The sequence below is a fragment of the Pseudomonas sp. R3-52-08 genome, assembly GCF_003851745.1.
GTDB lineage: Bacteria > Pseudomonadota > Gammaproteobacteria > Pseudomonadales > Pseudomonadaceae > Aquipseudomonas.
In genome coordinates this window covers 280,362-305,337 of the sequence record NZ_CP027730.1, presented here as the reverse complement: position 1 = coordinate 305,337, position 24,976 = coordinate 280,362, and the positions used below count along the sequence as shown (strand labels likewise).

The following is a 24,976-nucleotide window of genomic DNA, read 5'->3' as shown; positions in this document are numbered from 1 at the left end:
TTTTCAGAATTTCAGGTGGTTTTATGGACAGCATCAACAGCCGCATCGCCGAGGAACTCGGTGTACGCCCACAACAGGTCGAAGCGGCCGTCGCGCTACTGGATGAAGGCTCCACGGTGCCTTTCATCGCCCGTTACCGAAAAGAAGTGACCGGCAGCCTTGACGATATCCAGCTGCGGCACCTGGAAGAACGCCTGCGTTACCTGCGAGAACTCGACGAGCGGCGTATCAGCATCCTTGCCAGCATCCAGGAACAGGGCAAGTTGACCCCGCAATTGGAACGCGACATCAAGCTCGCCGACACCAAGACCCGCCTCGAAGACCTTTACCTGCCGTATAAACAGAAACGTCGCACAAAGGGTCAGATCGCCCTGGAAGCGGGCCTGGGCGACCTGGCCGACGGCCTGTTCAACGACCCGTCACTGACCCCGGAAACCGAAGCCGCGCGCTTTGTCGACGCGCAAAAAGGCGTCGCCGATATCAAGGCTGCCCTGGAAGGCGCCAAGTACATCCTGATGGAGCGCTTCGCGGAAAACGCCAGCCTGCTGGAAAAACTGCGTACCTACCTGAAACAGGAAGCCATCCTCAGCGCCCGCGTCATCGCCGGCAAAGAAGAAGAAGGCGCCAAGTTCCGCGATTACTTCGAACACGACGAGCCCCTCAAGAGCATGCCGTCCCACCGCGCCCTGGCGATCTTCCGTGGCCGTAACGAGGGCATTCTCAGCTCCGCGCTGAAAGTCGGCGACGAGCTGCCGGGCACCATGCACCCGTGCGAGGGCATGATCGGTCAACAATTCGGCATTCAGAATCAGAATCGTCCTGCGGACAAGTGGCTCAGTGAGGTCGTGCGCTGGACCTGGAAGGTCAAGCTCTATACCCACCTGGAAACCGACCTGCTCGGCGAGCTGCGCGACGGCGCCGAAACCGAGGCGATCAACGTATTCGCCCACAACCTGCATGACCTGCTGCTGGCCGCTCCGGCGGGCCCACGCGCCACCCTGGGCCTGGACCCGGGCCTGCGCACCGGCTGCAAGGTCGCGGTGGTCGACGCCACCGGCAAGCTGCTGGACCACGCCACCGTCTACCCGCACGTACCGCACAACAAGTGGGACCAGACCCTCGCCATCCTGGCCGCCCTGTGCGCCAAGCATGCCGTGGACCTGATTGCCATCGGCAACGGCACCGCCAGCCGCGAAACCGATAAGTTGGCCGCCGAGCTGATCAAAAAATACCCTGCCATGAAGATGACCAAGGTCATGGTCTCCGAGGCAGGCGCTTCGGTGTACTCGGCCTCGGAACTGGCGTCCAAGGAATTCCCGGACCTCGATGTGTCGATCCGCGGCGCCGTGTCGATTGCCCGTCGCCTGCAGGACCCACTGGCCGAGCTGGTGAAGATCGACCCTAAATCCATCGGTGTCGGCCAATATCAGCACGACGTGTCGCAGCTCAAGCTGGCGCGTGGCCTGGATGCAGTGGTGGAAGACTGCGTGAACGCCGTGGGTGTGGACGTGAACACCGCTTCCGTGGCGCTGCTCGCACGTATCTCTGGCCTCAACGCTACCCTGGCGCAGAATATCGTCACCCACCGCGACGAGAATGGCGCCTTCAAAACCCGCGCCGCACTGAAAAAGGTTGCGCGCCTGGGCGAGAAAACCTTCGAGCAAGCCGCCGGTTTCCTACGCGTAATGAACGGTGATAACCCGCTGGATGCCTCTGCGGTTCACCCGGAAGCCTATCCACTGGTGCAACGAATCGCCGCCGAAACCGACCGTGACATCCGCTCGCTGATCGGCGACGCGGCGTTCCTCAAGCGTCTGGACCCGAAGAAGTACACCGACGAAACCTTCGGCGTGCCGACCATCACCGACATCCTGCAAGAGCTGGAAAAACCCGGCCGCGACCCCCGCCCCGAATTCAAGACCGCTGAGTTCCAGGACGGTGTCGAAGACCTCAAGGACCTGCAACTGGGCATGATCCTCGAAGGTGTGGTGACCAACGTGACCAACTTTGGCGCGTTCGTGGATATCGGCGTGCATCAGGACGGTTTGGTGCATATCTCCGCGCTTTCAGAGAAGTTCATCAAGGATCCCCGCGAAGCGGTGAAAGCCGGTGATGTGGTCAAGGTCAAGGTGATGGAAGTCGACATCCCGCGCAAACGCGTTGGCCTGTCGATGCGCATGAGCGACACCCCCGGCGAGAAAATCGACGGCGCCCGTGGGGCTCGTCCTGGCTCGGCCCCGCGCTCGTCGCAGAACACCGCGCCGCGCAAGGAAACCGCGACAGCCGCACCGAGCAACAACGCCATGGCCTCGCTGTTCGCCAACGCCAAGCAGTTGAAGAAGCGCTGATGGATATTCCGGCCGGTTTGACCCAGAGCGCGTTCAGCGAACTGATCGGCTGCCGCCTGCAGCGCCTGGATGAGGGCGTTGCCGAGGTGGCCCTGAGCCTGGCGCCGCATTTGCGCAATCGCGGCGGCAAGTTGCATGGCGGCGCGATTTTCAGCCTGGTGGACATCACCATGGGCCTGGCCTGCTCCAGCGCCCATGGGTTCGACCAGCAGAGCGCGACCATCGAGTGCAAAATCAACTATATCCGCGCCGTGGAAGACGGTGACGTACTGTGCACCAGCCGGGTGATCCACGCCGGCAGGCGCACATTAGTAGTCGAAGCCGACGTGTACCAAGGCGACAGACTTGTCGCAAAAGCGCAGGGCACGTTCGCTGTCCTATAGCTCCCCGCCCATGATTTGAGTTAATTTCGGCGCTGTGACAACAGCGTCGGAATTTTCTCGCTGCGCTGTAGCCCAATTCATGGAGTGAAGTCGGCATATTCAGAGCGGGTCAAATCGACTCAGAACCAGGCGATCACGCCAGTTTCAACTTCACCCTTGTAGACCGTCTTGCCCACCCCCATATTGGGGCGACTGACGCGTGAAGGAATCCAACTTGAGCGAACTTCTCAACCGCCGCCTGGCTCTGCTCGGCAAGCGCGAACACCTCTCCCTGCTAGAGCACTGCCTGCATGGCATCGAGCGTGAATGCCTGCGCGTCACCAGCGAGGGCCGCCTGGCCCAGACGCCGCACCCGGAAGCCCTGGGCGCCGCGTTGACTCACGAACAGATCACGACCGATTACTCGGAATCGCTGCTGGAGTTCATCACCCCCGCGCTGCCCAACCCGGCCGATACCCTGAGCAGCCTGGACAAGATCCATCGCTTTGCCTACACCAAGCTGGGCAGCGAGTACCTATGGAGCCCCTCGATGCCGTGTCCGTTGCCGGCCGAGGAAGATATTCCGATTGCCTACTACGGCACCTCCAATATCGGGCAGCTCAAGTACGTTTATCGCAAGGGCCTGGCCCTGCGCTACGGCAAGACCATGCAATGCATTGCCGGCATCCACTACAACTTCTCGCTGCCGGAACAGCTGTGGCCGCTGCTCAAGGAAGCCGAAGGGTTTGTCGGCACCGACCGCGACTATCAGTCCACCGCCTATATCGCGCTGATCCGTAACTTCCGGCGCTACAGCTGGCTGTTGATGTACCTGTTCGGTGCCTCGCCGGCCCTGGACGCGGGCTTCCTGCGCGGTCGCTCGCACCAGCTTGAAGTGCTCGACGCCGACACCTTGTACTTGCCGTACGCCACCAGCCTGCGCATGAGCGACCTGGGTTACCAGAGCAACGCCCAGGCCGGCCTCACGCCGTGCTACAACGACCTGGCCAGCTACACCGATAGCCTGCGCGAAGCGGTGGCAACGCCCTACGCGCCCTATGTCGAAGTCGGCACGCACAAGGATGGTGAGTGGGTACAGCTCAACACCAACATCCTGCAGATCGAAAACGAGTACTACTCCAACATCCGCCCCAAGCGCGTGACCTATACCGGCGAACGGCCGATCCAGGCCCTGATGGCGCGAGGCATCCAGTACATCGAAGTGCGCTGCCTGGACATCAACCCGTTCCTGCCGATGGGTATCGACCTTCCAGAGTCGCGCTTTCTCGACGCGTTCCTGCTGTATTGCGCGCTGAATGACAGCCCGCTGTTCGCCAATAATGAATGTGGGAATGCCACCTCCAACTTCCTCAGCGTGGTCAAGGAAGGTCGCCGTCCGGGCCTGCAATTGCAGCGTGAGGGCCAAGCGGTGGATATGAAAGAGTGGGCCACCGAGCTGTTGGAGCACATCGCACCCCTGGCCGCCCTGCTCGATGAAAGCCACGGCATCACTGAGCACAGCCAGGCACTGGACGCTCAATTGGCGAAGATCAATGACCCGTCATTGACGCCGTCGGCTCAGGTGCTGGCAGCGATGGCCGAGCGCAAGGAAAGCTTTGCGCAGTTCTCCCTGCATCAGAGCGAGGTGCATGCTGAGTATTTCCGCAAGGAGCCGCTTCCCGCTGAGGAACAGGCGCGCTTTGAAGAACTGGCGCGTACGTCGCTGGCCCAGCAGGCGGAGCTCGAGCAGAACGAGGTGGGCGATTTCGATGTGTTTGTCGGCTCGTACCAGGCGAGCATTCTGGCGATCAGTAACTAAGGTCCAACTCGATCCATTGTGGGAGGGGGCTTGCTCCCGATAGCAGAGTGTCAGTCGCTCCATCAGTGACTGATCCACCGCTATCGGGGGCAAGCCCCCTCCCACATTTGTCTCTCATATGCTCAAAGATTTGCTTCAATTCTTCTCCGACTAAGCTAATTCGAAAATGTTATTTATTTTCGGATTCTTAGATCATTTAGTCTCCTCACACGCCGACCCCCGGCCGCCTGATCGAGGAGCTTCCCTTTGAAACTGTTGACCCCCCTGCGCTTGCTGGCGGCGTTGTCCCTGGCCGGTGCCAGCCTGTTTGCCCAGGCGGCGGATGTGACCGTCGCGTACCAGACCACCGTAGACCCGGCGAAAGTCGCCCAAGCCGATGGCGCCTATGAAAACGCCACCAACGCCAAAATCGACTGGCGCAAATTCGACAATGGCGCCGATATCATCGCCGCCATCGCCTCGGGCGACGTGCAAATCGGTTACCTCGGTTCCAGCCCGTTGACCGCCGCAATCACCCGCAAGGTACCGGTGCAGACCTTCCTCGTCGCCACCCAGATCGGCGGGGCCGAAGCCCTGGTGGCGCGCGATGGTTCGGGGATCAACAGCCCGCAGGACCTGATCGGTAAAAAGATCGCCGTGCCGTTCGTGTCCACCGGTCACTACAGCCTGTTGGCCGCGCTGAAGCACTGGAACATCGACCCCTCGAAAGTAACCATCCTCAATCTCGCACCACCGGCCATCATCGCCGCCTGGAAGCGCGGTGATATCGACGCCACCTATGTGTGGGACCCGGCCCTGGGCGTAGCCAAGGAAAACGGCAAGGTGTTGATCACCTCCGGCGAGCTGGCCAAGTTCGGTGCACCGACCTTCGATGCCTGGATCGTGCGTAAGGATTTTGCCGAGAAGCATCCGGAAATCGTCACAGCCTTCGCCAAAGTCACCCTGGATGCCTACGCGGCGTACCGCAAAGACCCACAAGCCTGGCTCGCCGACAAAGGCAACGTCGACAAACTGGTGAAGCTCTCCGGTGCCAAGGCCAGCGACATTCCGTTGCTGCTGCAAGGCAACGTCTACCCGCTGGCCGCTGACCAGGTGACCCTGCTGGGCGCGCCGACCACCAAGGCCGTCACCGATACTGCGGCGTTCCTCAAGGAACAGGGCAAGGTCGATGCCGTGCTCCCAGACTACGCCCCTTACATCAGCGCCAAATTCATCACTAACTGAGGAGTTCATCGCGATGGCCTTGCTACAGCTGGAGCGCATCAGCGCACAGTACCCAGGCGCTCCGGAACCGGTACTGGCGGATATTTCACTCGAGCTTGGGCCCCAGCAATTGCTGGTGGCCCTCGGCCCGTCCGGCAGTGGCAAGACTTCGCTGTTGAACCTGATTGCCGGCTTTGTCGAGCCCTCGGCCGGGCGCATCACCCTCGATGGCGTGCCGGTCAAGGGGCCCAGCGCCGAGCGCGGCGTGGTGTTCCAGGACGATGCCCTGCTGCCCTGGCAGGACGTACTGGCCAATGTCGCCTTCGGCCTGGAACTGGCCGGCGTGCCCAAGGCGCAACGTGAAGTACGCGCCCGGGAAATGCTCGCGCTGGTGGACCTGGGCGGTTTCGACAGCCGCCGCATCTGGCAACTCTCTGGCGGCCAGAAGCAACGCGTCGGCCTTGCCCGCGCTTTGGCGGCCGACCCTCGTGTATTGCTGATGGACGAGCCCTTCGGCGCCCTCGACGCCTTTACCCGCGAACAGATGCAGGAACTGCTGCTGCAAGTCTGGCGACGCACGGCCAAGCCGGTGTTTCTGATCACCCATGACATCGAAGAAGCGGTGTTCCTCGCCACCGACTTGATCCTGCTGGCGCCCAACCCCGGCCAGATCGTCGAGCGCCTGCACCTGGACTTCGGCCAACGCTACGCGGCGGGCGAATCGGCACGGGCAATCAAGTCCGACCCGCGCTTTATCGAAACCCGCGAACACGTGCTGGGCAAAGTGTTCTCGCAACGGCAGGTGTGCGCATGAGCAGCTACGAACTCGCCGCCACGGCGGCCAAGCCCGTGATACACGCCATCGTTCCCGTACGGCGCCGCCTGAGCACGCGCTGGATCAGCCTGTTGACCCTGTTGGCCTTGCTGGCTATCTGGTGGGCGGTGACCGCCAGCGGTTTGATCGAGCCGCTGTTTCTGCCGCCGCCGTCTGCGGTGTTGCAAAAAGGCTGGCTGCTGGCGACCACGGGGTATATGGATTCCACCTTGTGGCAGCACCTGGGCGCGAGCCTGAGCCGCATCGGCCTCGGCTTGGGCTTTGCGGTGCTGACGGCCGTTCCGGTGGGCATCGCCATCGGTGCCAACCGTATCGCCCGCGGCATTCTCGACCCGATGATCGAGTTTTACCGGCCGATCCCGCCGCTGGCCTATCTGCCGTTGATCGTGATCTGGTGCGGCATCGGTGAGCTGTCCAAGGTGCTGCTGATTTACCTGGCGATCTTTGCGCCGATTGCCATCGCCACCGCGACCGGCGTACGCACGGTCGACCCGGCCAAGTTGCGCGCCGCACAGTCGCTGGGCGCGACCCGGGCCCAGTTGATCCGGCATGTGATCCTGCCCAGCGCCCTGCCCGACATCCTCACCGGCGTGCGCATCGGCCTGGGTGTGGGATGGTCGACCCTGGTGGCCGCCGAGCTGATCGCCGCCACCAGCGGCCTGGGCTTCATGGTGCAGTCGGCGGCGCAGTTTCTGGTCACCGACGTCGTGGTCCTCGGCATTCTGGTGATCGCGCTGATCGCCTTCGCCATGGAAATGGGCCTGCGCGCCCTGCAGCGTAAATTGGTGCCGTGGCATGGCCAGGCACACTGAGTGATGATGAATAAATGAGCAGCCTGACCGTTACCCCACTAAGCATCGCACTCGGCGCCCAGATCAGTGGCGTCGATATCACCCAAACACTGAGCGCCGAACAGCGCGACGCCATCGAACACGCCCTGCTCAAGCATTCGGTGCTGTTCTTCCGGGACCAGCCGATCACCCCGCAGCAACAGGCACGGTTCGCGGCGAATTTCGGCGACCTGCACATCCACCCGATCTACCCCAACGTGCCGGAGCAGCCCGAAGTGTTGATCCTCGACACGGCGGTCACCGATGTGCGTGATAACGCCGTATGGCACACCGACGTGACCTTCCTGCCCACGCCAGCCCTGGGCGCGGTGCTCAGCGCCAAACTGCTGCCGGCGTTCGGTGGCGATACCTTGTGGGCCAGTGGGATTGCGGCTTATGAAGCGCTGTCCGAGCCATTCAAAGCATTGCTCGATGGGCTGACTGCCACCCACGACTTCACCCAGTCTTTCCCACTGGAGCGCTTTGGCAACACCGCCGACGACCGAGCCCGTTGGGAAGAAGCCCGCCGAAAAAACCCGCCCCTGTCGCACCCGGTGATCCGCACGCACCCGGTGAGCGGGCGTAAATCGCTGTTCGTCAGCGAAGGCTTCACCACCCGGATCAATGAACTGGAATCGGCCGAAAGCGCGGCGGTTCTCAAACTATTGTTCGCCCATGCCACACGCCCGGAATTCACCCTCCGCTGGCGCTGGCAGGAAAATGACGTGGCGTTCTGGGACAACCGCGTGACCCAGCATTACGCAGTGGATGACTACCGGCCACAGCGGCGGGTGATGCATAGGGCAACCATCCTGGGCGATGTGCCGTTCTGAGTCATACACACTTCAAGCAACACTGAGGATCAAATGTGGGAGGGGGCTTGCCCCCGATAGCGGTGGGTCAGTCACTGTATCTATTGACTGGTCCACTGCCATCGGGAGCAAGCCCCCTCCCACATTTTTAACCCAGCTGTGTCAGGTTATTCGGCGGTGGATGGTTTTTCCCACAAGTTGATCCCACCTTCCTGGGCAAACCGATCGATCTCCGCCAATTCCTCTGCACTGAAACTCAGGTTCTTCAACGCCCCGACGTTCTCGATGATCTGCTCCGGTCGGCTGGCACCGATCAGCGCGCTGGTTACCCGTGGATCACGCAGGGTCCAGGCCAGCGCCATTTGCGCCAGGCTCTGGCCGCGACGCTGGGCGATTTCGTTGAGGGCGCGAACATGGGCAATGTTGGCGTCGGACAGGTGCTTGGCCTGCAGCGAACCACCCCCCGGTCGATTCACCCGAGCATCGGCCGGTACGCCGTTGAGGTATTTATCGGTGAGCAAACCCTGGGCCAACGGGGTGAAGGCAATCACCCCGGCGCCGAGTTCTTCGGTGGTGTCGAGCAGGTCTTTTTCCACCCAGCGGTTGAGCAGGTTGTAGGCCGGTTGGTGAATCAACAGCGGCACTTTCCACTCGTTGAGCAGCGCTGCCATCTCACGGGTTTTTACACCGGAGTAGGACGAGATACCGATGTACAACGCCTTGCCCTGCTGCACGGCGGTGGCCAGCGCACTGGCGGTTTCTTCCAGCGGCGTGTCGGCGTCGAAACGGTGCGAATAGAAAATATCCACATAGTCGACGCCCAGGCGTTGCAGGCTCTGGTCCAGGCTCGCCAGCACGTATTTACGCGAACCCCCGCCCTGACCATAGGGGCCGGGCCACATGTCCCAACCGGCCTTGCTGGAAATGATCAGCTCGTCCCGGTAGTGCTTGAAGTCTTCGCGCAGCAAGCGGCCGAAGTTGATCTCGGCGCTGCCGTAGGGCGGGCCGTAGTTATTGGCCAGGTCGAAGTGGTTGATGCCTAAGTCGAACGCGGTGCGCAGCAGGGCGCGCTGGGTGGCGATCGGGGTGCTGTCGCCAAAGTTGTGCCACAACCCCAGGGACAGTGCCGGCAGCACCAATCCACTGCGGCCTACGCGGCGATAAGGGATAGATTCATAGCGGTTTTCGGCAGCAATGTACGTCATCGAATCCTCTCTAGGCTTGGGGCAAACAAGGCCTGGGAATAGGGTTATTCCCAGGCCTTTCAGCCCGCTGAATCGCTTAAGTCTGCCTTTCCCTTTTACAGCAAAGACCTACTTGAGAGGAACGGTGCGCCGTACGTTTTCTCAGCGCACCAGGTGCAGGAACTGCAGGTGCCGCTCGTACTGGTCGAGGATGTCGTTGATGATCTGCTCCTTGGTATAGCCCACCAGGTCGTAGTCCTGGCTGCCCTCACGCAAGTGCACTTCCGCCCGATAATAGCGGCGATTGTTGAGCTGCTTGGACCCCATGCCGCCGCGCGCAAATGAAGGCGTGAAATAGCCGCGCATCTGCACCTGGTAAACAAACGGATGCTCTTCGCCGTGGCCGATTTCCAGGCTGACGCTGTCGTTGGACGGGTCGGGCTGGGTGACGACGTTGAGGCCTTTTTCGACAAACACCGCCGTCACTTCTTCGATCGCCGGACGTACCGTGGTCTCAAGGAAGCGGTACACCTCATCCCGCGACGGGAAATGCACGGCCTGACTCAAACGCTGGCGCCAACCGCCCGTGCCCTTGCGTGAGCCCGACACCGGCGCCAACGAATGCAACTGCGCGATCTGCTTTTGCGATTCGAGGTAGAACGCCTTGTGCAGCCCCCACATCATCAGCAACAGGATCAGCGAGAACGGCAGCGAAGTCAGCACCACCGCTGATTTCAACGAATCGATACTGCCGGCAAACAGCAAGGCGCTGGTGACCAGGGCGGTCATCGCGCCCCAGAACACGCGCAGCCATTTCGGTCCGTCTTCATCGGCGTTGCCGCCCTTGGACGACAAGGTCGACAGCACCACGGTGCCGGAATCCGCCGAGGTCACGAAGAACACAAAGCTGATGAACACCGTGACCGCAATCACGGTTTTACTCCACGGGTAGGTTTCCAGCAGCAGGTACAGGCTCATCGACGGTTCATCGATGGCGGACTGGCCCAGCGCGGTCATGCCATGGTTGAGCACCTGGTCGATGGCGCTGTTGCCGAAGATCGACATCCACGCCAGGGTGAAACCCAGCGGGATCAGCAGCACGCCGAACACGAATTCGCGGATGGTGCGGCCACGGGAAATGCGTGCGATGAACAGGCCCACGAACGGCGACCATGCGATCCACCAGGCCCAGTAGAACACCGTCCAGCCACCCAGCCAGTCGCTGGGTTTGTCGTAGGCGTACACATCGAAACTCTTGGTCGGCAAGGCGCCCAGGTAGTCCCCGATGTTCTGGATCAGGGTGTTGAGCAAATGCTGGGTGGGCCCGGCGAACAACACAAACAGCAGCAGCGCGCAGGCCAGCAACATGTTGATGTCGGACATCACCCGCACGCCCTTGTCGACACCGGCCACGGCGACGATGATCGCCGCGCCCATCATCAAGGTGATCAAGCCCACCTGGATCCACTGCGTATGGGCAATACCGAACAGGTAATCCAGGCCGGAATTGAGGTGCAGCACGCCAAAACCCATGTCGGCGCCCAGGCCGAACACCGTGGCGATAATGCCGAAGCCATCCACCGCGTAACCGATCGGGCCATTGATGCGCTTGCCGATCAACGGGTACAGCGCCGAACGCAGCGCCAGCGGCAGGTTATGCCGGTAGGCGAAGTACGCCAGGGCCATGCCGACAAACGCGAACACGCCCCAGCCGTGCAGGCCCCAGTGCAGGAACAGGATCTGCATGGCCTGGCGCGCCGCATCGGCATTCAGCGCCTCGCCCTGGGGCGGTTGCACCAGGTGGGTCAACGGCTCGGACACGCAAAAGAAGAACAGCGTGATGCTGATCCCGGCGGCGAACAGCATGCCGGCCCAGGACAGGTAACTGAATTCGGGCTCGTCGTGGTCGGCACCGAGTTTTATCTTGCCGTAGCCCGATAACGCGGTGACCACCACGAAGACCAGATACAGGGTCATCGCCAGCATGTAGTACCAGCCGACCGTATTGGCCGCCCAGTTCTGCGCCGCCAGCAGCCAGGCACCGGCCTGTTGCGGGATAGCGATGACAGTGATGCCGAACAGCAGAATAGCCGTGGCGGCAAAGTAGAAGACGGGCGCATTCATGCGCACCTGACCGCTGGACGGGGTAGACGATGCACTCATGAACCATGCACCCCCGAGGTGTGAAATGTGGCTGTCAATAACGGACTCAGCAAAGGTAAGCCTCCTGTTGTGAGCGGGCAGCGAACCACCGGTTTAACTTGAACGAACGTTCAAGTTAAACATGAATAGGCGGTTTGGGACTAATTTCGGGGCCGAGTGGTAGGTGATTCCTACACTAGCTTAGGGACTGGTATGACGCGTGAGGGGCGGAATTCGTTCAGCAATGACGGGATGATTTTGGAATGCAGTCACAATGTGGGAGGGGGCTTGCCCCCGATAGCAGCAGGTCAGCCAGCACAGGTATTGGCTGGTGCACCGCTATCGGGGGCAAGCCCCTCCCACAGGGGATTTGCGCAGGTTCGTTACTTTTGCGCGCCATCATCATGCTGCAGATTGGCCTGGGTAATATTCGCCCCGGCCGGCACGCTGCGGGTCAGCCACACATTACCGCCAATGGTCGAACCCTGGCCGATGGTAATCCGCCCCAGAATAGTCGCGCCGGCGTAGATCACCACATCGTCCTCCACAATAGGGTGGCGCGGATGGCCTTTCTGCAATTGCCCATCTTCATCCGCCGGGAAGCGCTTGGCGCCCAGCGTCACCGCCTGGTAGATGCGCACTCGCTCACCGATGATCGCCGTCTCGCCAATCACCACGCCGGTCCCATGGTCGATGAAGAAACTCGGGCCGATCTGCGCGCCGGGGTGGATATCGATACCGGTGGCCGAATGAGCGATTTCCGCGCTGATCCGCGCCAGTAAGGGCAAACCGGCGCGGTACAGATGATGGGCCAGGCGGTGGTGAATCACCGCCAGGATGCCGGGGTAGCACAGCAGCACCTCATCCACGCTGCGCGCGGCCGGGTCTCCGTGGTAGGCGGCCAGTACGTCGGTGTCCAGCAGGCTGCGCAACGCCGGCAAGGCCAGGGCGAAATCCTGGATCAGGCGAATGGCCTGGGCGTCGACCTCACGGTCATCCTGGCCGCCCTGGCGCGCGGCGTAGCGCAGCTCCAGGCGGGCCTGGGCGAGCAAGGCGTTGAGGGCGACATCGAGGGTATGCCCGACGTAGAAGTCTTCACTTTCTTCGCGCAGGTCCACCGGGCCCAGGCGCATCGGGAACAGTGCGCCGCACAAGGCTTCGAGAATCTGCGCCACCGCCTGGCGAGACGGTAATTCGCGGCCACCATGTTCGCCACTCAAGCGGCCATTGCGCGTTCGCCACTGGTCCCGGGCGCTGCGCAGTTGGCTGACGATGGTCTGTAGTTGCCAATGGCTGGAACGCTCACTCACGGTATTCACTCCTGACGAAATGGCCCTCACTTTACGGTATGGCCCTGGCAGCGCTTAAGAACCAATGGTGCGAGGCTAAGAACCATCTGACATAAGCGATTGGCGGTTGCCCGATGAAAAGTGCCTGCCTATAGTCGCCCCATCACTCAGCCACCGTGCATAGCCATGATCAAACAACAGCTCGACCGCTTTAACCGTCTGGAACTGTTGGGCGGCGCCACCGCCCTGGAAAAACTCGAGCGGCTGTCGGCCTGGCTGGGCAGGGATATCTACGTCAAGCGCGACGACACCACCCCACTGGCCATGGGTGGCAATAAATTGCGCAAACTTGAATACCTCGCCGCTGACGCCATCGCCCAGGGCGCCGATACCCTGGTCACCGCCGGCGCTATCCAGTCCAACCATGTGCGCCAGACCGCCGCGCTGGCCGCCAGGCTCGGCCTGGGCTGCGTCGCCCTGCTGGAAAACCCCACCGGCACCGAAGACCCCAACTACCTGGGCAACGGCAACCGCCTGTTGCTGGAGCTGTTCGACGCCAAGGTGGAGCGGGTGGAAAACCTCGACAATGCCGACGACCAACTCAACGCCCTCGCCGATCGCCTGCGCAGTAACGGCAAGAAGCCCTACCTGGTGCCTATCGGCGGCTCGAACGCCCTCGGCGCGTTGGGGTATGTGCGCGCGGGCCTGGAGCTGGCGGCGCAGATCGAAGACAGCGGCCTCGACTTTGCGGCGGTGGTACTGGCCTCCGGCAGCGCAGGCACCCACAGCGGCCTGGCACTGGCGTTGAGCGAAGCGCTGCCGAACCTGCCGGTGATCGGCGTCACCGTGTCGCGCACCGACGAAGCCCAACGCCCGAAAGTGCAAGGCCTGGCCGAGCGTACGGCCGAACTGCTCGGCATGAACGTGCCCGAGGCGTTCAAGGTGATCCTGTGGGACGAATACTTCGGCCCGCGCTATGGCGAACCGAATGCGGGTACGTTGTCGGCGATCAAACTTCTGGCCAGTCAGGAAGGTCTGTTGCTCGACCCGGTCTACACGGGCAAGGCCATGGCCGGCCTGCTGGACGGCATCGGGCGTCAGCGTTTCGCAGACGGGCCGATCATTTTCCTGCATACCGGCGGAGCGCCGGCGTTGTTTGCGTACGATTCGGTGTTCAACTGACCGAACGCTGTAAATGTGGGAGGGGGCTTGCTCCCGATAGCGGTGGGTCAGTGTCCGAGGAGTTGACTGATATACCGCTATCGGGAGCAAGCCCCCTCCCACATTGGATTCGCTTATATTTCAAAAACGAATATCAAACATGATTTATATTATTTTCAAGTCTTAAAAACCGGCTTTATCATCACGCCGAAGGCGAAGACGCGCACCGCGCTTTAAGGCAGGATACGGCTACTGCGTCACCGGCTTCGCTCACCATAAAAAACCACAGGGGCTCTTCATGACTATTTCTGTATTGCGTCGCACATTGCTGGTCGGCACATTGGGCTTGGCGCTCGGCGCAGGCATGCTTGGCCAGGCGGTTGCCGGCGAGCAACTGGATACCATCAAGAAAGCCGGCGAGATCAAGATCGGCCTGGAAGGCACCTACCCACCGTTCAGCTTTGTCGATGAAAGCGGCAAGCTCAGCGGCTTCGAGGTGGAGCTGTCCGAGGCGCTGGCCAAGGAGCTGGGCGTCAAGGTCAAGCTGCAAGCCACGCCATGGGACGGCATCCTCGCCGCCCTGGAATCCAAGCGCCTGGACGCCGTGGTCAACCAGGTGACGATCTCCGAAGAGCGCAAGAAGAAGTATGACTTCTCCAAGCCCTACACCATTTCCGGTATCCAGGCGCTGACCCTGGCGAAGAACGTCGACAGCATCAAGACCGCCGACGACCTGGCCGGCAAGAAAGTCGGGGTGGGCCTGGGCACCAACTACGAACAATGGCTCAAGGAAAACCAACCCAAGGCCATCATCAAGACCTACAACGACGACCCGACCAAATTCCAGGACCTGCGCATCGGCCGCATCGACGCGATCCTGATCGACCGCCTGGCCGCTCTGGAATACGCCAAGAAAGCCAAGGACACCGCCGCTGCCGGCGACGCCTTCTCCCGCCAGGAAGCCGGTATTGCCCTGCGCAAGGGCGAGCCTGAACTGCTCGACGCGGTAAACAAGGCCCTCGACAAGCTGCGCGCCGACGGCACCTTGAAGAAGTTGTCCGAGAAGTACTTCAACGCTGACGTCACTCAATAATGGAAGCAGGTTTCCAACTCGCGCTGGACTCCGCGCCCTTTTTGCTCAAGGGCGCGTATTACACGGTGATCCTCAGCCTGGGTGGGATGTTTTTCGGCCTGCTGCTGGGCTTCGGCCTGGCGTTGATGCGCCTGTCGCGCTTCAAGCTGCTGAGTTGGACGGCGCGGGTTTACGTGTCGTTCTTTCGCGGCACGCCCTTGCTGGTGCAATTGTTCCTGATCTACTACGGCTTGCCGCAAGTGGGCATCGAGCTGGACCCGATCCCGGCCGCCATGATCGGCTTTTCGCTGAACATGGCCGCCTACGCCTGTGAAATCCTGCGGGCCGCCATCGCGTCCATCGAGCGTGGCCAGTGGGAAGCCGCCGCGAGTATCGGCATGACCCGCGCGCAGACGTTGCGCCGGGCCATCCTGCCGCAGGCCATGCGCACGGCCTTGCCGCCGCTGGGCAACAGTTTCATTTCGCTGGTCAAGGACACGGCGCTGGCCGCCACTATCCAGGTGCCCGAGCTGTTCCGCCAGGCGCAACTGGTCTCGGCGCGCACCTTCGAAATTTTCACCATGTATCTGTCCGCAGCCCTGATCTATTGGGTCCTGGCGAGCATCCTGGCGCATCTGCAAAATCGTCTGGAAGACCGGGTCAACCGGCACGACCTGGAGTCTTGAAGCATGATCGTGGTTGAAAAGCTGACCAAACAATTCAACGGCCAGGTGGTGCTCAACGGCATCGACCTGGAGGTCAAGGCCGGCGAAGTCGTGGCCATCATCGGCCCCAGCGGTTCCGGCAAGACCACCTTCCTGCGCTGCCTGAATTTTCTCGAAGAACCCACCAGCGGCCGCATCAAGGTGGGCGACATCGAGATCGACAGCAGCAAGCCACTCAACCAGCAACAGGGCCTGGTGCGACGCCTGCGCCAGCACGTCGGGTTTGTCTTCCAGAACTTCAACCTGTTCCCCCACCGCACCGCGCTGGAAAACGTCATCGAAGGCCCGATCGTGGTCAAGAAGATGCCACGCGAGGCGGCGACCGAGCTGGGTCGCAAGCTACTGGCCAAAGTGGGCCTGGCGGGCAAGGAGGCGGCTTATCCTCGGCGCTTGTCCGGTGGGCAGCAACAGCGTGTGGCGATCGCTCGGGCGCTGGCCATGGAGCCGGAGGTCATCCTGTTCGACGAACCCACCTCGGCCCTCGACCCCGAACTGGTGGGTGAAGTGCTGGCGACCATCCGCAGCCTGGCCGAAGAAAACCGCACCATGGTGATCGTCACCCACGAGATGAGCTTTGCCCGGGATGTAGCCAACCGTGTGATCTTTTTCGACAAGGGCGTGATCGTCGAACAGGGTGAAGCCAAGGCGCTGTTCGCCAATCCCAGGGAAGAACGCACCCAGCAGTTCCTGAGCAAGTTTCTCGCCCATTGACCCGGCTTTTTGTGGCGAGCGGGCTTGCTCGCCACAAAAAGCCGCTCCTACACCGAATCGCCATTGCTGCCGGTAAAACACCACGCTGCGCCCCTCTTGAAATACCCCTTCCAGTCAGACCCTTCTGAATATCCTCGAACCCGCCGTTTAGCCTTTTGCCGCCATTGACGCCCCCGGCCCAACCCTCTTATCTAGCGTCCAGAGGATTGGATCCTATCCCGGCTACTCACTGAATCGTTCTTTCGGCCCCTTTGCGCACCCGCGCCCAGGCCCGGAACGATTGCTGCTGGCTGCATCAAGGAGATCACTTATGACGCACACTACAACCCCGGCCATGCTGACCGCACCCACCCTGCCCCAAGCCGTTCGAAACGGTATCAGTGCCCATGCGGCTGCCCAATTGCAGGTCGACATCGCACCTTACCCCGGCATGGAAGAAGGCGACCTGATCGAGCTGTTCTGGAACAACTGCTTTGCCGCCTCACGCCGGGTGACCGCCGGCAAAATCGGCACGCCTACCCACCTGCGAGTGCCGGAAAGTTTTGTACAGGATGGCCCGGCGCGGGTGCATTACCAGATCATGCAGATCGGCCACGGCCCGGCGCGCTCGGCCACCACCCAGGTCCGGGTCAAAACCAACTACCCGGGCGGCGCGCCGTCGGCCCTGTACAGCGACGAAAACCAGAACCTCGCGCCGGTCAGCCTGCCCGAGACCATCCGCCGCCAGGGCGTCAACACTCGCCAGGTGCAACGCGGAATTCCGCTGAGCATCGAGCCGTACGCGAACATGGCCAGTGGCGATGCCATCACGCTGCGCTGGGGTGACGTGCGCATGGACCTGCCGAACATCCAGGCCAGGGACGTCGGCCTGGCGGTGCAGGTCTGGGTGCCTTCGACAGTCATTATCGAAGGCGGTGACGACTGCCGCCTTGAGGTGACGTACTGCATCCTGGACCGCGTCGGCAACAATTCACGCTGGGCGCCAGCCCGCACCTTGCGCATCGCCGCCTGGGTTCCCACTTGTCCTGGCGCAGCCAAGGACGTGTATCAACCCCGCCCTTTCGGCTCCCCCTGCGAACCGGGGTGACGCGCCTTCTATGCATATTCCTAAAAGTTAGTTTATTTAAAAAATAAACACGCTTAGGGTATATGCACCGGACCACCGGACATTCCTGATTGTTTTGTTTTTATTTCATTGAATGCGAGGTCGGTATGGTCAGAATTACCCCGGTGCATAACGCCAGGGCATTACGTGCAGCCAAGGAGCGGCGCTGATGTCTAACTTGGCTCTAACACCCCTCCAGAGTGATCTGGACGTAGCCCCACTGTTGTTGCCGGCCACGGTGCTGCGCAACGACGCCCAGGCGCTGAGCGCCGCCCATGAGCTGGCCGACGCCGCGCGCCTGCAAGCCGCCAAGCGCGACCAGCAACGCCAATTGCCCTGGGCGCAGGTCGAACAGTTCACCCGCAGCGGCTTGGGCAGCATTTCCATTCCCCGTGAATACGGCGGCCCGCAGGTTTCATTCGTCACCCTGGCCGAGGTCTTCGCGATCATCAGCGCGGCCGACCCGGCCCTGGGGCAGATCCCGCAGAACCATTTCGGCATCCTGCACCTGTTGCAGAGCACCGCCAGCGAGCGCCAGAAAAAGCAGTTGTTCCAGAGCGTGCTCGACGGTTGGCGCATCGGCAATGGCGGCCCGGAACGCGGCACCAAAAATACCCTGGAGCTCAAGGCGCGTATCACCGCCGAGGGTGACGGCTACGTGGTCAGCGGCCAGAAGTTCTACTCCACCGGCGCGTTGTTTGCGCACTGGGTGGCCATCAAAGCGCTCAACGACGACGGCAAGCAAGTCATGGCGTTCGTGCGCCGTGGCAGCGAAGGGCTGCGCATCGTGGATGACTGGTCGGGCTTTGGCCAACGCACCACCGCCAGCGGCACCGTGCTGCTCGACCGGGTACCGGTGGACGCAGAACTGGTGGTAGACAACTGGCGCCTGGGCGAAAGCCCGAATATTCAGGGTGCCGTCTCGCAATTGATCCAGGCGGCCATCGACGCCGGTATTGCCCGTGGCGCCCTGGACGACACCATCGCCTTTGTACGTGAACGCTCGCGCCCGTGGATCGACGCCAAGGTCGAACGGGCCAGCGACGACCTGTATGTGATCGCGGACATCGGCAAGCTGAAAATCGAACTGCACGCCGCCGAGGCGCTGTTGCGCAAGGCCGGCCAGGTGCTGGACCAGGTCAGCGCTGCGCCGATCACCGCGCAGTCCGCCGCACGCGCGTCGATCGCCGTCGCTGAAGCCAAGGTACTCACGACCGAGGTGTCATTGCTGGTCAGTGAAAAACTCTTCGAGCTGGCCGGCAGCCGCGCCACCCTCGCCGAATTCAACCTTGACCGGCACTGGCGCAATGCGCGGGTCCACACGCTGCATGACCCGGTGCGCTGGAAGTATCACGCAGTGGGCGCCTATCGCCTGAACGGCACTTTGCCGGCTCGCCATTCCTGGATCTGACCGACCAGACATCTGGAGAACATCATGACTTTCTCTCACCCCGTCGCGGTCATCACCAGCGACGAACAAGCCCTTGTTGTCGCCAGCGACCTGGCTGAAGACTTGCGCCGCGACAGCGCCCAGCGCGACCGCGAGCGCCGTCTGCCGCTGGCCGAGCTTGACGCCTTTTCGCGCTCCGGCCTGTGGGGCATCAGCGTGCCCAAGGAATACGGCGGTGCTGGCGTATCCAACGTCACCCTGGCCAAGGTCATCGCCTTGATCGCCCAGGCGGATGCGTCCCTGGGCCAGATCCCGCAGAACCACTTCTATGCCCTTGAAGTGCTGCGGGTCAACGGCAACGCCGAGCAGCAGCAGCGCCTGTACGCCGAGGTCCTGGCCGGCCAGCGCTTTGGCAACGCCCTGGCCGAGCTGGGCACCAAGACCGCCCACGACCGTGTGACCAGGCTCACGCGTGATGGCGAGGGTTTTCGCATCAGCGGCCGCAAGTTCTATTCCACTGGCGCGATCTACGCCCAGCGTATCCCCACCTCGGTGGTGGATGAACACGGCGTGCAGCAACTGGCCTTTGTGCCGCGCGACAGCGAAGGCCTGAGCGTGATCGACGACTGGAGCGGCTTCGGCCAGCGCACCACCGGCAGCGGCTCAGTGGTATTCGACAACGTGTGGGTGGCGACGCAGGACGTGATCCCGTTCCAGAGCGCCTTCGAACGCCCAACCACCGTCGGCCCCTTGGCGCAGATTCTTCATGCCGCCATCGACACCGGTATCGCCCGCGCCGCCTTCGAAGACGCGCTGCATTTTGTGCGCACCAAGACCCGCCCCTGGATCGACTCGGGCAGCGACAAGGCCACCGATGACCCGCTGACCTTGAAGAGCTTCGGCCACTTGAGCATTCGCCTGCACGCCGCCGAAGCGCTGCTGGAGCGCTCGGGCGAATTTCTCGACCGCGCCCAGGCCGACAGCAATGCCCAGACCGTCGCGGCCGCCTCCATCGCCGTTGCCGAAGTGCGCGCCTTGAGCACCGAAATCTCCCTGGCCGCCGGCAGTACGCTGTTCGAACTGGCCGGCAGCCAGGCCACTTTGGCCGAGCACGGCCTGGATCGCCACTGGCGCAACGCACGGGTGCACACCCTGCATGACCCGGTGCGCTGGAAATACCACGCGGTGGGCAATTACTACCTTAACGATGAAAACCCGCCGCTGCGGGGGACTATCTGATGAGCAAGAAAAAAATCCTGCTCAATGCCTTCAACATGAACTGCATCGGGCATATCAACCACGGTTTGTGGACCCATCCACGGGACACGTCCACCCAGTACAAGACCCTCGAGTACTGGACTGACCTGGCAAAAATCCTCGAGCGCGGGCTGTTCGACGGTTTGTTTATCGCCGATATCGTCGGCGTGTATGACGTGTACCAGCAGTCCATCGACGTGCCGCTCAAGGAAGCAATCCAGTTGCCGGTCAACGACCCGCTCCTGCTGGTCTCGGCCATGGCGGCCGTCACCCGGAACCTCGGCTTCGGCCTCACCGCCAACCTGACCTACGAGCCGCCGTATCTGTTCGCCCGGCGCATGTCCACCCTCGACCACCTGAGCCGGGGCCGGGTGGGTTGGAACATCGTCACCGGCTACCTCGACAGCGCCGCCAAAGCCATGGGGCTGACCGAACAGGTCGAGCATGACCGCCGCTATGACCAGGCCGATGAATACCTGGAGGTGCTGTACAAACTCTGGGAAGGCAGCTGGGAGGATGACGCGGTGGTCAACGATCCCCAGGCACGGGTGTATGCGCAGCCGGGCAAGGTGCACAAGGTCGAACACCATGGCGAGTTCTACCAGGTGGAGGGCTATCACCTGTGCGAGCCATCGCCGCAGCGTACGCCGGTGCTGTTCCAGGCCGGCAGTTCGGACCGTGGCCTGCAGTTCGCCGGGCGCCATGCCGAGTGCGTGTTCATCAGCGGGCAGAACAAGGCCGCGACCCGAATCCAGGTGGACAAGGTGCGCGCCAGCGCGGTGGAGGCCGGGCGCAATCCGGATGACATCAAGGTGTTCATGGGCCTGAACGTGATCGTCGGCGCGACCGAGGAACTGGCCTGGGCCAAGCACGCCGAGTATCTCAGCTATGCCAGCGCGGAGGCCGGCGTGGCGCACTTTTCGGCGTCCACGGCGATCGACTTTTCCGAGTACGAACTGGATGAACCGATCCAGTACGTGAAGAGCAACGCCATCCAGTCGGCGACCAAGAACCTGCAGAACAACGACTGGACCCGGCGCAAATTGCTCGAACAGCACGCCCTCGGTGGGCGCTACATCACGCTGGTGGGGTCGCCCGAGCAGGTCGCCGACGAACTGGAATCGTGGATCAGCGAAACCGGCCTGGATGGCTTCAACCTCACGCGCATTGTGACGCCGGAAAGCTATGTGGACTTTATCGACCTGGTGGTGCCGGAGCTGCAAAAGCGTGGCTCGTACAAGACCGCCTATGACCAGGGAACGCTACGCGAAAAAGTCTTCCACGGCGCCGCTCGCTTACCCGAACAACACACCGGGTCTACCTATCGACACTGAACCAAAAAATGTGGGAGGGGGCTTGCTCCCGATAGCAGTGGGTCAGACACAGCGGCATTCACTGACACTCCCTCATCGGGAGCAAGCCCCCTCCCACATTGGATCTTCATTGTTTGTACCAATACCTTATGACTGGAAAAATTTATGAAAAAAATCCTGCTCACCCACCCAGTCAAAGCACTGGCCCTGGCATTTGGCTTGTTCAGCTCGGCCGTATTCGCCGCCGATGCGCCGTTGAAAGTCGGCACCACCGCCGCCTTCGCGATTCCCCTGGAAGCCGCTGTAGAAGAAGCCGGCAAACAGGGCCTGAAGGTCGAACTGGTGGAATTCACCGACTGGATCGCGCCGAACGTCAGCCTCGCCGCCGGCGATATCGACGTGAACTACTTCCAGCACATCCCCTTCCTGGAAAACGCCAAGGCCGCCGCCGGCTTTGACCTGGCGCCCTATGCGCCGGGCATCATCAACAACGTCGGTCTGTATTCGAAGAAGTACAAAAGCTTCAATGACCTGCCCGAAGGCGCCAACGTGGCCATCGCCAACGACCCGATCAACAGCGGGCGTGGCCTGCAACTGCTGGCCAAGGCCGGGCTGATCACGCTCAAGCCGGGGGTGGGCTACAAGGCCACCGAAGACGACATCGTCAGCAACCCGAAAAAGATCAAGATTCTGCAGGTGGAAGCCGTGCAACTGGTGCGCGCCTATGACGACGCCGATCTGGTGCAGGGCTACCCGGCGTACATCCGCCTGTCCAAGACCTTCGATGCCGAGTCGGCGCTGCTGTTCGATGGCTTAGACCACCCGGAATACGTGATCCAGTTCGTGATCCAGCCCAAGAGCAAAACCGACCCGAGGGTGATCAAGTTCGTCGACATTTACCAGCACTCGCCGACGGTGCGCGCCGCCCTGGATAAATCCCTCGGCAAGCTCTACCAGGTCGGCTGGGACGATAAAAAATGACCGCTGCCAACGCCCAACTGCGCGATCTGGGCACATTGCCCAGGGACGCCGAGCAGACCGAACTGCATCCGGACTTGAACAGCGCCCATGTGCGTTTCATCAACCTGGGCAAAACCTATGACGGCACGGTGCATGCCCTGCAAGGCATTGACCTGGCGATTGCGCGCGGCGAAGTGTTCGGCATCATCGGCCGCAGCGGCGCCGGCAAGTCCTCGCTGATCCGCACCATCAATCGCCTGGAACAACCCAGCAGCGGGCGCGTGCTGATCGATCAGGTGGATATCGGCAGCTTCGATGAAGACCGCCTGGTCGCGCTGCGCCGGCGCATCGGCATGATCTTCCAGCACTTCAACCTGATGTCGGCCAAGACCGTCTGGCAGAACGTCGAACTGCCACTCAAGGTCGCCGGGGTGCCCAAGCCGCAGCGTGAGCAAAAGGTGCGTGAGCTGCTGGAACTGGTGGGTTTGCAAGACAAGCACCAGGCCTATCCAGCGCAGCTCTCGGGCGGGCAGAAACAGCGCGTGGGCATCGCCCGTTCGCTGGTGCACGACCCGCAGATTTTGCTATGCGACGAGGCCACCTCGGCCCTCGACCCGGAAACCACCCAATCGATCCTCGGCCTGCTGCGCGAGATCAACCGGCGCCTGGGCCTGACCATCGTGTTGATTACCCATGAGATGGCGGTGATCCGCGACATCTGTGACCGCGTGGTGGTGCTGGAGCATGGGCGCATCGTCGAGCAAGGCCCGGTGTGGCAAGTGTTCGGTAACCCGCAACACGAGGTCAGCAAGACCCTGCTGGCGCCGCTGCAACATGGGCTGCCGGAAGAACTGCAAAACCGGTTGCATACCCAGCCTGAATCGCCGGAAGCCGCCGTGGTGCTGCGCTTGCAGTTCACCGGCAGTGCCAGCGATGAACCCGACCTGGCCGCGCTGTTCAGTGCCCTCGGCGGGCGTGTGCGTCTGCTGCAGGGCAGTGTCGAACGGATTCAGGGCCATGCCTTGGGGCAACTGCTGCTGGCGGTGAATGGCTCGCCCCATAGCACCGAAGAACTGCGCAAACGCGCCGCGAACTGGGCGCAACAGGTGGAGGTACTGGGCTATGTGGTTTGATCGTTTGCTGCAGGGCGCCATCGACACCTTGTTGATGGTCGGCGTGTCGTCGTTGATCGCCTTGCTGGTGGGGATTCCGCTGGCAGTGTTTCTGGTCACCAGCGACAAAGGTGGCATCTACCAGGCGCCGGCGCTTAACCGCGTGCTGGGCGCCTTCGTCAATCTGTTCCGCTCGATTCCATTTCTGATCCTGATGGTGGCGTTGATCCCGTTCACGCGCCTGATCGTCGGCACCACCTACGGTGTATGGGCGGCAGTCGTGCCGCTGACCATCGCGGCCACGCCGTTCTTTGCACGCATCGCCGAAGTCAGCCTGCGCGAGGTCGACCATGGCTTGATCGAAGCGGCGCAGGCCATGGGGTGCCGCCGCTGGCACATCATCTGGCACGTGCTGTTGCCCGAAGCGCTGCCGGGGATCGTCGGCGGGTTCACCATTACCCTGGTGACCATGATCAACTCGTCGGCCATGGCCGGGGCGATTGGCGCCGGTGGCTTGGGCGACATTGCGTACCGCTATGGCTACCAGCGCTTCGATACGCAGATCATGCTGACGGTGATTGTGCTGTTGGTGGTGTTGGTGGCGGTGATCCAACTCGGCGGCGATCGACTGGCGCGGGTGCTGAACAAGAGGTGAGGTATAGTCGGCGCATCCCAGCGCCCGGTATTGCCTGTCATGACCCTCAAGCCCGACGACCTTAACCAGATCACCGCCACCACCCTCGGCCATTACAACAAAGTGGCCGAAGACTTCCGCGAGGGCACCCGCGATCACGATGTGAGCCAGAACATCGACGCGTTGCTGCGGCACATCCAGGGCACGCCGCCGTTTACCGTGCTGGATTTTGGCTGCGGGCCGGGGCGGGATCTGCAGACCTTTACACGCCTGGGGCATATCGCCGTGGGGCTCGATGGTTCCGAACGGTTTGCACAGATGGCGCGGGACGACAGTGGCTGTGAGGTGTTGCAGCAGGACTTCCTCAAGCTGGACCTGCCCGACGGGCGCTTCGATGGGGTGTTTGCCAATGCGGTGCTGTTTCATATTCCCAAGCAGGAATTGCCCCGGGTCCTCAAGCAACTGCATGGCACGTTGAAGCCTGGGGGCGTGCTGTTCAGCTCCAACCCTCGCGGTGACAACCAGGAAGGCTGGAATGGGCCACGGTATGGGTCTTATCACGATCTGGAGGCCTGGCAGGCATTGCTGACGACGGCGGGGTTTGTGGAGTTGGAGCACTATTACCGGCCGGCGGGATTGCCTCGGGAACAGCAGCCTTGGTTGGCCAGTGTGTGGCGTCGGGTTTAAGTGATGTATTGCCTGGGCTGACGCT

At 62.0% G+C, this 24,976-nt stretch carries 22 protein-coding genes; 19 read left to right on the top strand and 3 right to left on the bottom strand.

What is annotated here, in order from left to right:
- Positions 1-23 precede the first annotated feature (23 nt).
- The 7 genes from C4J91_RS01270 to tauD all read left to right on the top strand — a co-directional run bounded on the left by C4J91_RS01270 (position 24) and on the right by tauD (position 8,230).
- Positions 24-2,348, top strand: a complete 2,325-nt coding sequence (locus C4J91_RS01270) for a Tex family protein (RefSeq protein ID WP_124360794.1) — start codon at positions 24-26, stop codon at positions 2,346-2,348.
- Positions 2,348-2,731: a PaaI family thioesterase gene (locus C4J91_RS01265; RefSeq protein ID WP_124360793.1), complete on the top strand. Its 384-nt coding sequence runs from the start codon at positions 2,348-2,350 to the stop codon at positions 2,729-2,731. The genes C4J91_RS01270 and C4J91_RS01265 overlap by 1 nt, the downstream gene beginning before the upstream one ends.
- A 214-nt stretch (positions 2,732-2,945) precedes the next feature.
- Positions 2,946-4,529: a glutamate--cysteine ligase gene (gshA, locus tag C4J91_RS01260; RefSeq protein ID WP_124360792.1), complete on the top strand. Its 1,584-nt coding sequence runs from the start codon at positions 2,946-2,948 to the stop codon at positions 4,527-4,529.
- Positions 4,530-4,775: 246 nt separating this feature from the next.
- Positions 4,776-5,753 carry a taurine ABC transporter substrate-binding protein gene (gene tauA / locus C4J91_RS01255; protein ID WP_124360791.1) on the top strand — a complete coding sequence of 326 codons (978 nt, stop codon included), beginning with the start codon at positions 4,776-4,778 and terminating at the stop codon, positions 5,751-5,753.
- 13 nt (positions 5,754-5,766) lie between these two features.
- The gene (gene tauB / locus C4J91_RS01250; protein WP_124360790.1) at positions 5,767-6,546 is read left to right on the top strand and encodes a taurine ABC transporter ATP-binding subunit; all 780 of its coding nucleotides are present in this window, start codon (positions 5,767-5,769) and stop codon (positions 6,544-6,546) included.
- Positions 6,543-7,379, top strand: coding sequence for a taurine ABC transporter permease TauC (gene tauC / locus C4J91_RS01245; RefSeq protein WP_124360789.1), 837 nt, complete (start codon positions 6,543-6,545; stop codon positions 7,377-7,379). The genes tauB and tauC overlap by 4 nt, the downstream gene beginning before the upstream one ends.
- A 14-nt stretch (positions 7,380-7,393) precedes the next feature.
- A complete protein-coding gene (gene tauD / locus C4J91_RS01240) occupies positions 7,394-8,230 on the top strand; it encodes a taurine dioxygenase (protein WP_124360788.1) in 837 nt (278 codons plus the stop codon).
- Between the two features lie 146 nt (positions 8,231-8,376).
- On the opposite strand, the gene mgrA is transcribed toward tauD, so the two are convergent.
- From mgrA to epsC, 3 genes are all read right to left on the bottom strand, one after another.
- Complete coding sequence (mgrA, locus tag C4J91_RS01235; protein ID WP_124360787.1) at positions 8,377-9,414, bottom strand: L-glyceraldehyde 3-phosphate reductase; 1,038 nt, start codon at positions 9,412-9,414, stop codon at positions 8,377-8,379.
- Positions 9,415-9,555: 141 nt separating this feature from the next.
- The gene (betT, locus tag C4J91_RS01230; RefSeq protein WP_164487677.1) at positions 9,556-11,517 is read right to left on the bottom strand and encodes a choline transporter BetT; all 1,962 of its coding nucleotides are present in this window, start codon (positions 11,515-11,517) and stop codon (positions 9,556-9,558) included.
- Positions 11,518-11,918: 401 nt separating this feature from the next.
- Positions 11,919-12,845: a serine O-acetyltransferase EpsC gene (gene epsC, locus C4J91_RS01225; protein WP_124360785.1), complete on the bottom strand. Its 927-nt coding sequence runs from the start codon at positions 12,843-12,845 to the stop codon at positions 11,919-11,921.
- A gap of 165 nt (positions 12,846-13,010) precedes the next feature.
- Between epsC and C4J91_RS01220 the strand changes: the two genes are divergently transcribed.
- From C4J91_RS01220 to C4J91_RS01165, 12 genes are all read left to right on the top strand, one after another.
- Positions 13,011-14,006: a D-cysteine desulfhydrase gene (locus tag C4J91_RS01220; protein ID WP_124360784.1), complete on the top strand. Its 996-nt coding sequence runs from the start codon at positions 13,011-13,013 to the stop codon at positions 14,004-14,006.
- A gap of 277 nt (positions 14,007-14,283) precedes the next feature.
- On the top strand, positions 14,284-15,078 hold the full coding sequence (gene tcyJ, locus C4J91_RS01215) for a cystine ABC transporter substrate-binding protein (protein WP_124360783.1): 795 nt from the start codon (positions 14,284-14,286) through the stop codon (positions 15,076-15,078).
- Positions 15,078-15,743 carry a cystine ABC transporter permease gene (gene tcyL, locus C4J91_RS01210; RefSeq protein ID WP_124360782.1) on the top strand — a complete coding sequence of 222 codons (666 nt, stop codon included), beginning with the start codon at positions 15,078-15,080 and terminating at the stop codon, positions 15,741-15,743. The genes tcyJ and tcyL overlap by 1 nt, the downstream gene beginning before the upstream one ends.
- A gap of 3 nt (positions 15,744-15,746) precedes the next feature.
- Complete coding sequence (gene tcyN / locus C4J91_RS01205) at positions 15,747-16,493, top strand: L-cystine ABC transporter ATP-binding protein TcyN (RefSeq protein WP_124360781.1); 747 nt, start codon at positions 15,747-15,749, stop codon at positions 16,491-16,493.
- Positions 16,494-16,803: 310 nt separating this feature from the next.
- Complete coding sequence (locus C4J91_RS01200) at positions 16,804-17,580, top strand: hypothetical protein (RefSeq protein WP_124360780.1); 777 nt, start codon at positions 16,804-16,806, stop codon at positions 17,578-17,580.
- Positions 17,581-17,767: 187 nt separating this feature from the next.
- Entirely contained in the window at positions 17,768-19,009 is a 1,242-nt protein-coding gene (locus tag C4J91_RS01195) for an SfnB family sulfur acquisition oxidoreductase (RefSeq protein WP_124360779.1), read from the top strand.
- Between the two features lie 24 nt (positions 19,010-19,033).
- Positions 19,034-20,227 (top strand): SfnB family sulfur acquisition oxidoreductase, encoded by a 1,194-nt coding sequence (locus C4J91_RS01190; protein WP_124360778.1) that lies wholly within the window; start codon positions 19,034-19,036, stop codon positions 20,225-20,227.
- Complete coding sequence (locus tag C4J91_RS01185) at positions 20,227-21,579, top strand: LLM class flavin-dependent oxidoreductase (RefSeq protein ID WP_124360777.1); 1,353 nt, start codon at positions 20,227-20,229, stop codon at positions 21,577-21,579. Before C4J91_RS01190 ends, C4J91_RS01185 begins: the two co-directional genes overlap by 1 nt.
- A 144-nt stretch (positions 21,580-21,723) precedes the next feature.
- Positions 21,724-22,539, top strand: a complete 816-nt coding sequence (locus tag C4J91_RS01180) for a MetQ/NlpA family ABC transporter substrate-binding protein (RefSeq protein ID WP_124360776.1) — start codon at positions 21,724-21,726, stop codon at positions 22,537-22,539.
- On the top strand, positions 22,536-23,651 hold the full coding sequence (locus C4J91_RS01175; RefSeq protein WP_124360775.1) for a methionine ABC transporter ATP-binding protein: 1,116 nt from the start codon (positions 22,536-22,538) through the stop codon (positions 23,649-23,651). The genes C4J91_RS01180 and C4J91_RS01175 overlap by 4 nt, the downstream gene beginning before the upstream one ends.
- On the top strand, positions 23,641-24,285 hold the full coding sequence (locus C4J91_RS01170; RefSeq protein ID WP_056858169.1) for a methionine ABC transporter permease: 645 nt from the start codon (positions 23,641-23,643) through the stop codon (positions 24,283-24,285). Before C4J91_RS01175 ends, C4J91_RS01170 begins: the two co-directional genes overlap by 11 nt.
- A 39-nt stretch (positions 24,286-24,324) precedes the next feature.
- Positions 24,325-24,951: a bifunctional 2-polyprenyl-6-hydroxyphenol methylase/3-demethylubiquinol 3-O-methyltransferase UbiG gene (locus C4J91_RS01165; RefSeq protein ID WP_124360774.1), complete on the top strand. Its 627-nt coding sequence runs from the start codon at positions 24,325-24,327 to the stop codon at positions 24,949-24,951.
- Positions 24,952-24,976 lie beyond the last annotated feature (25 nt).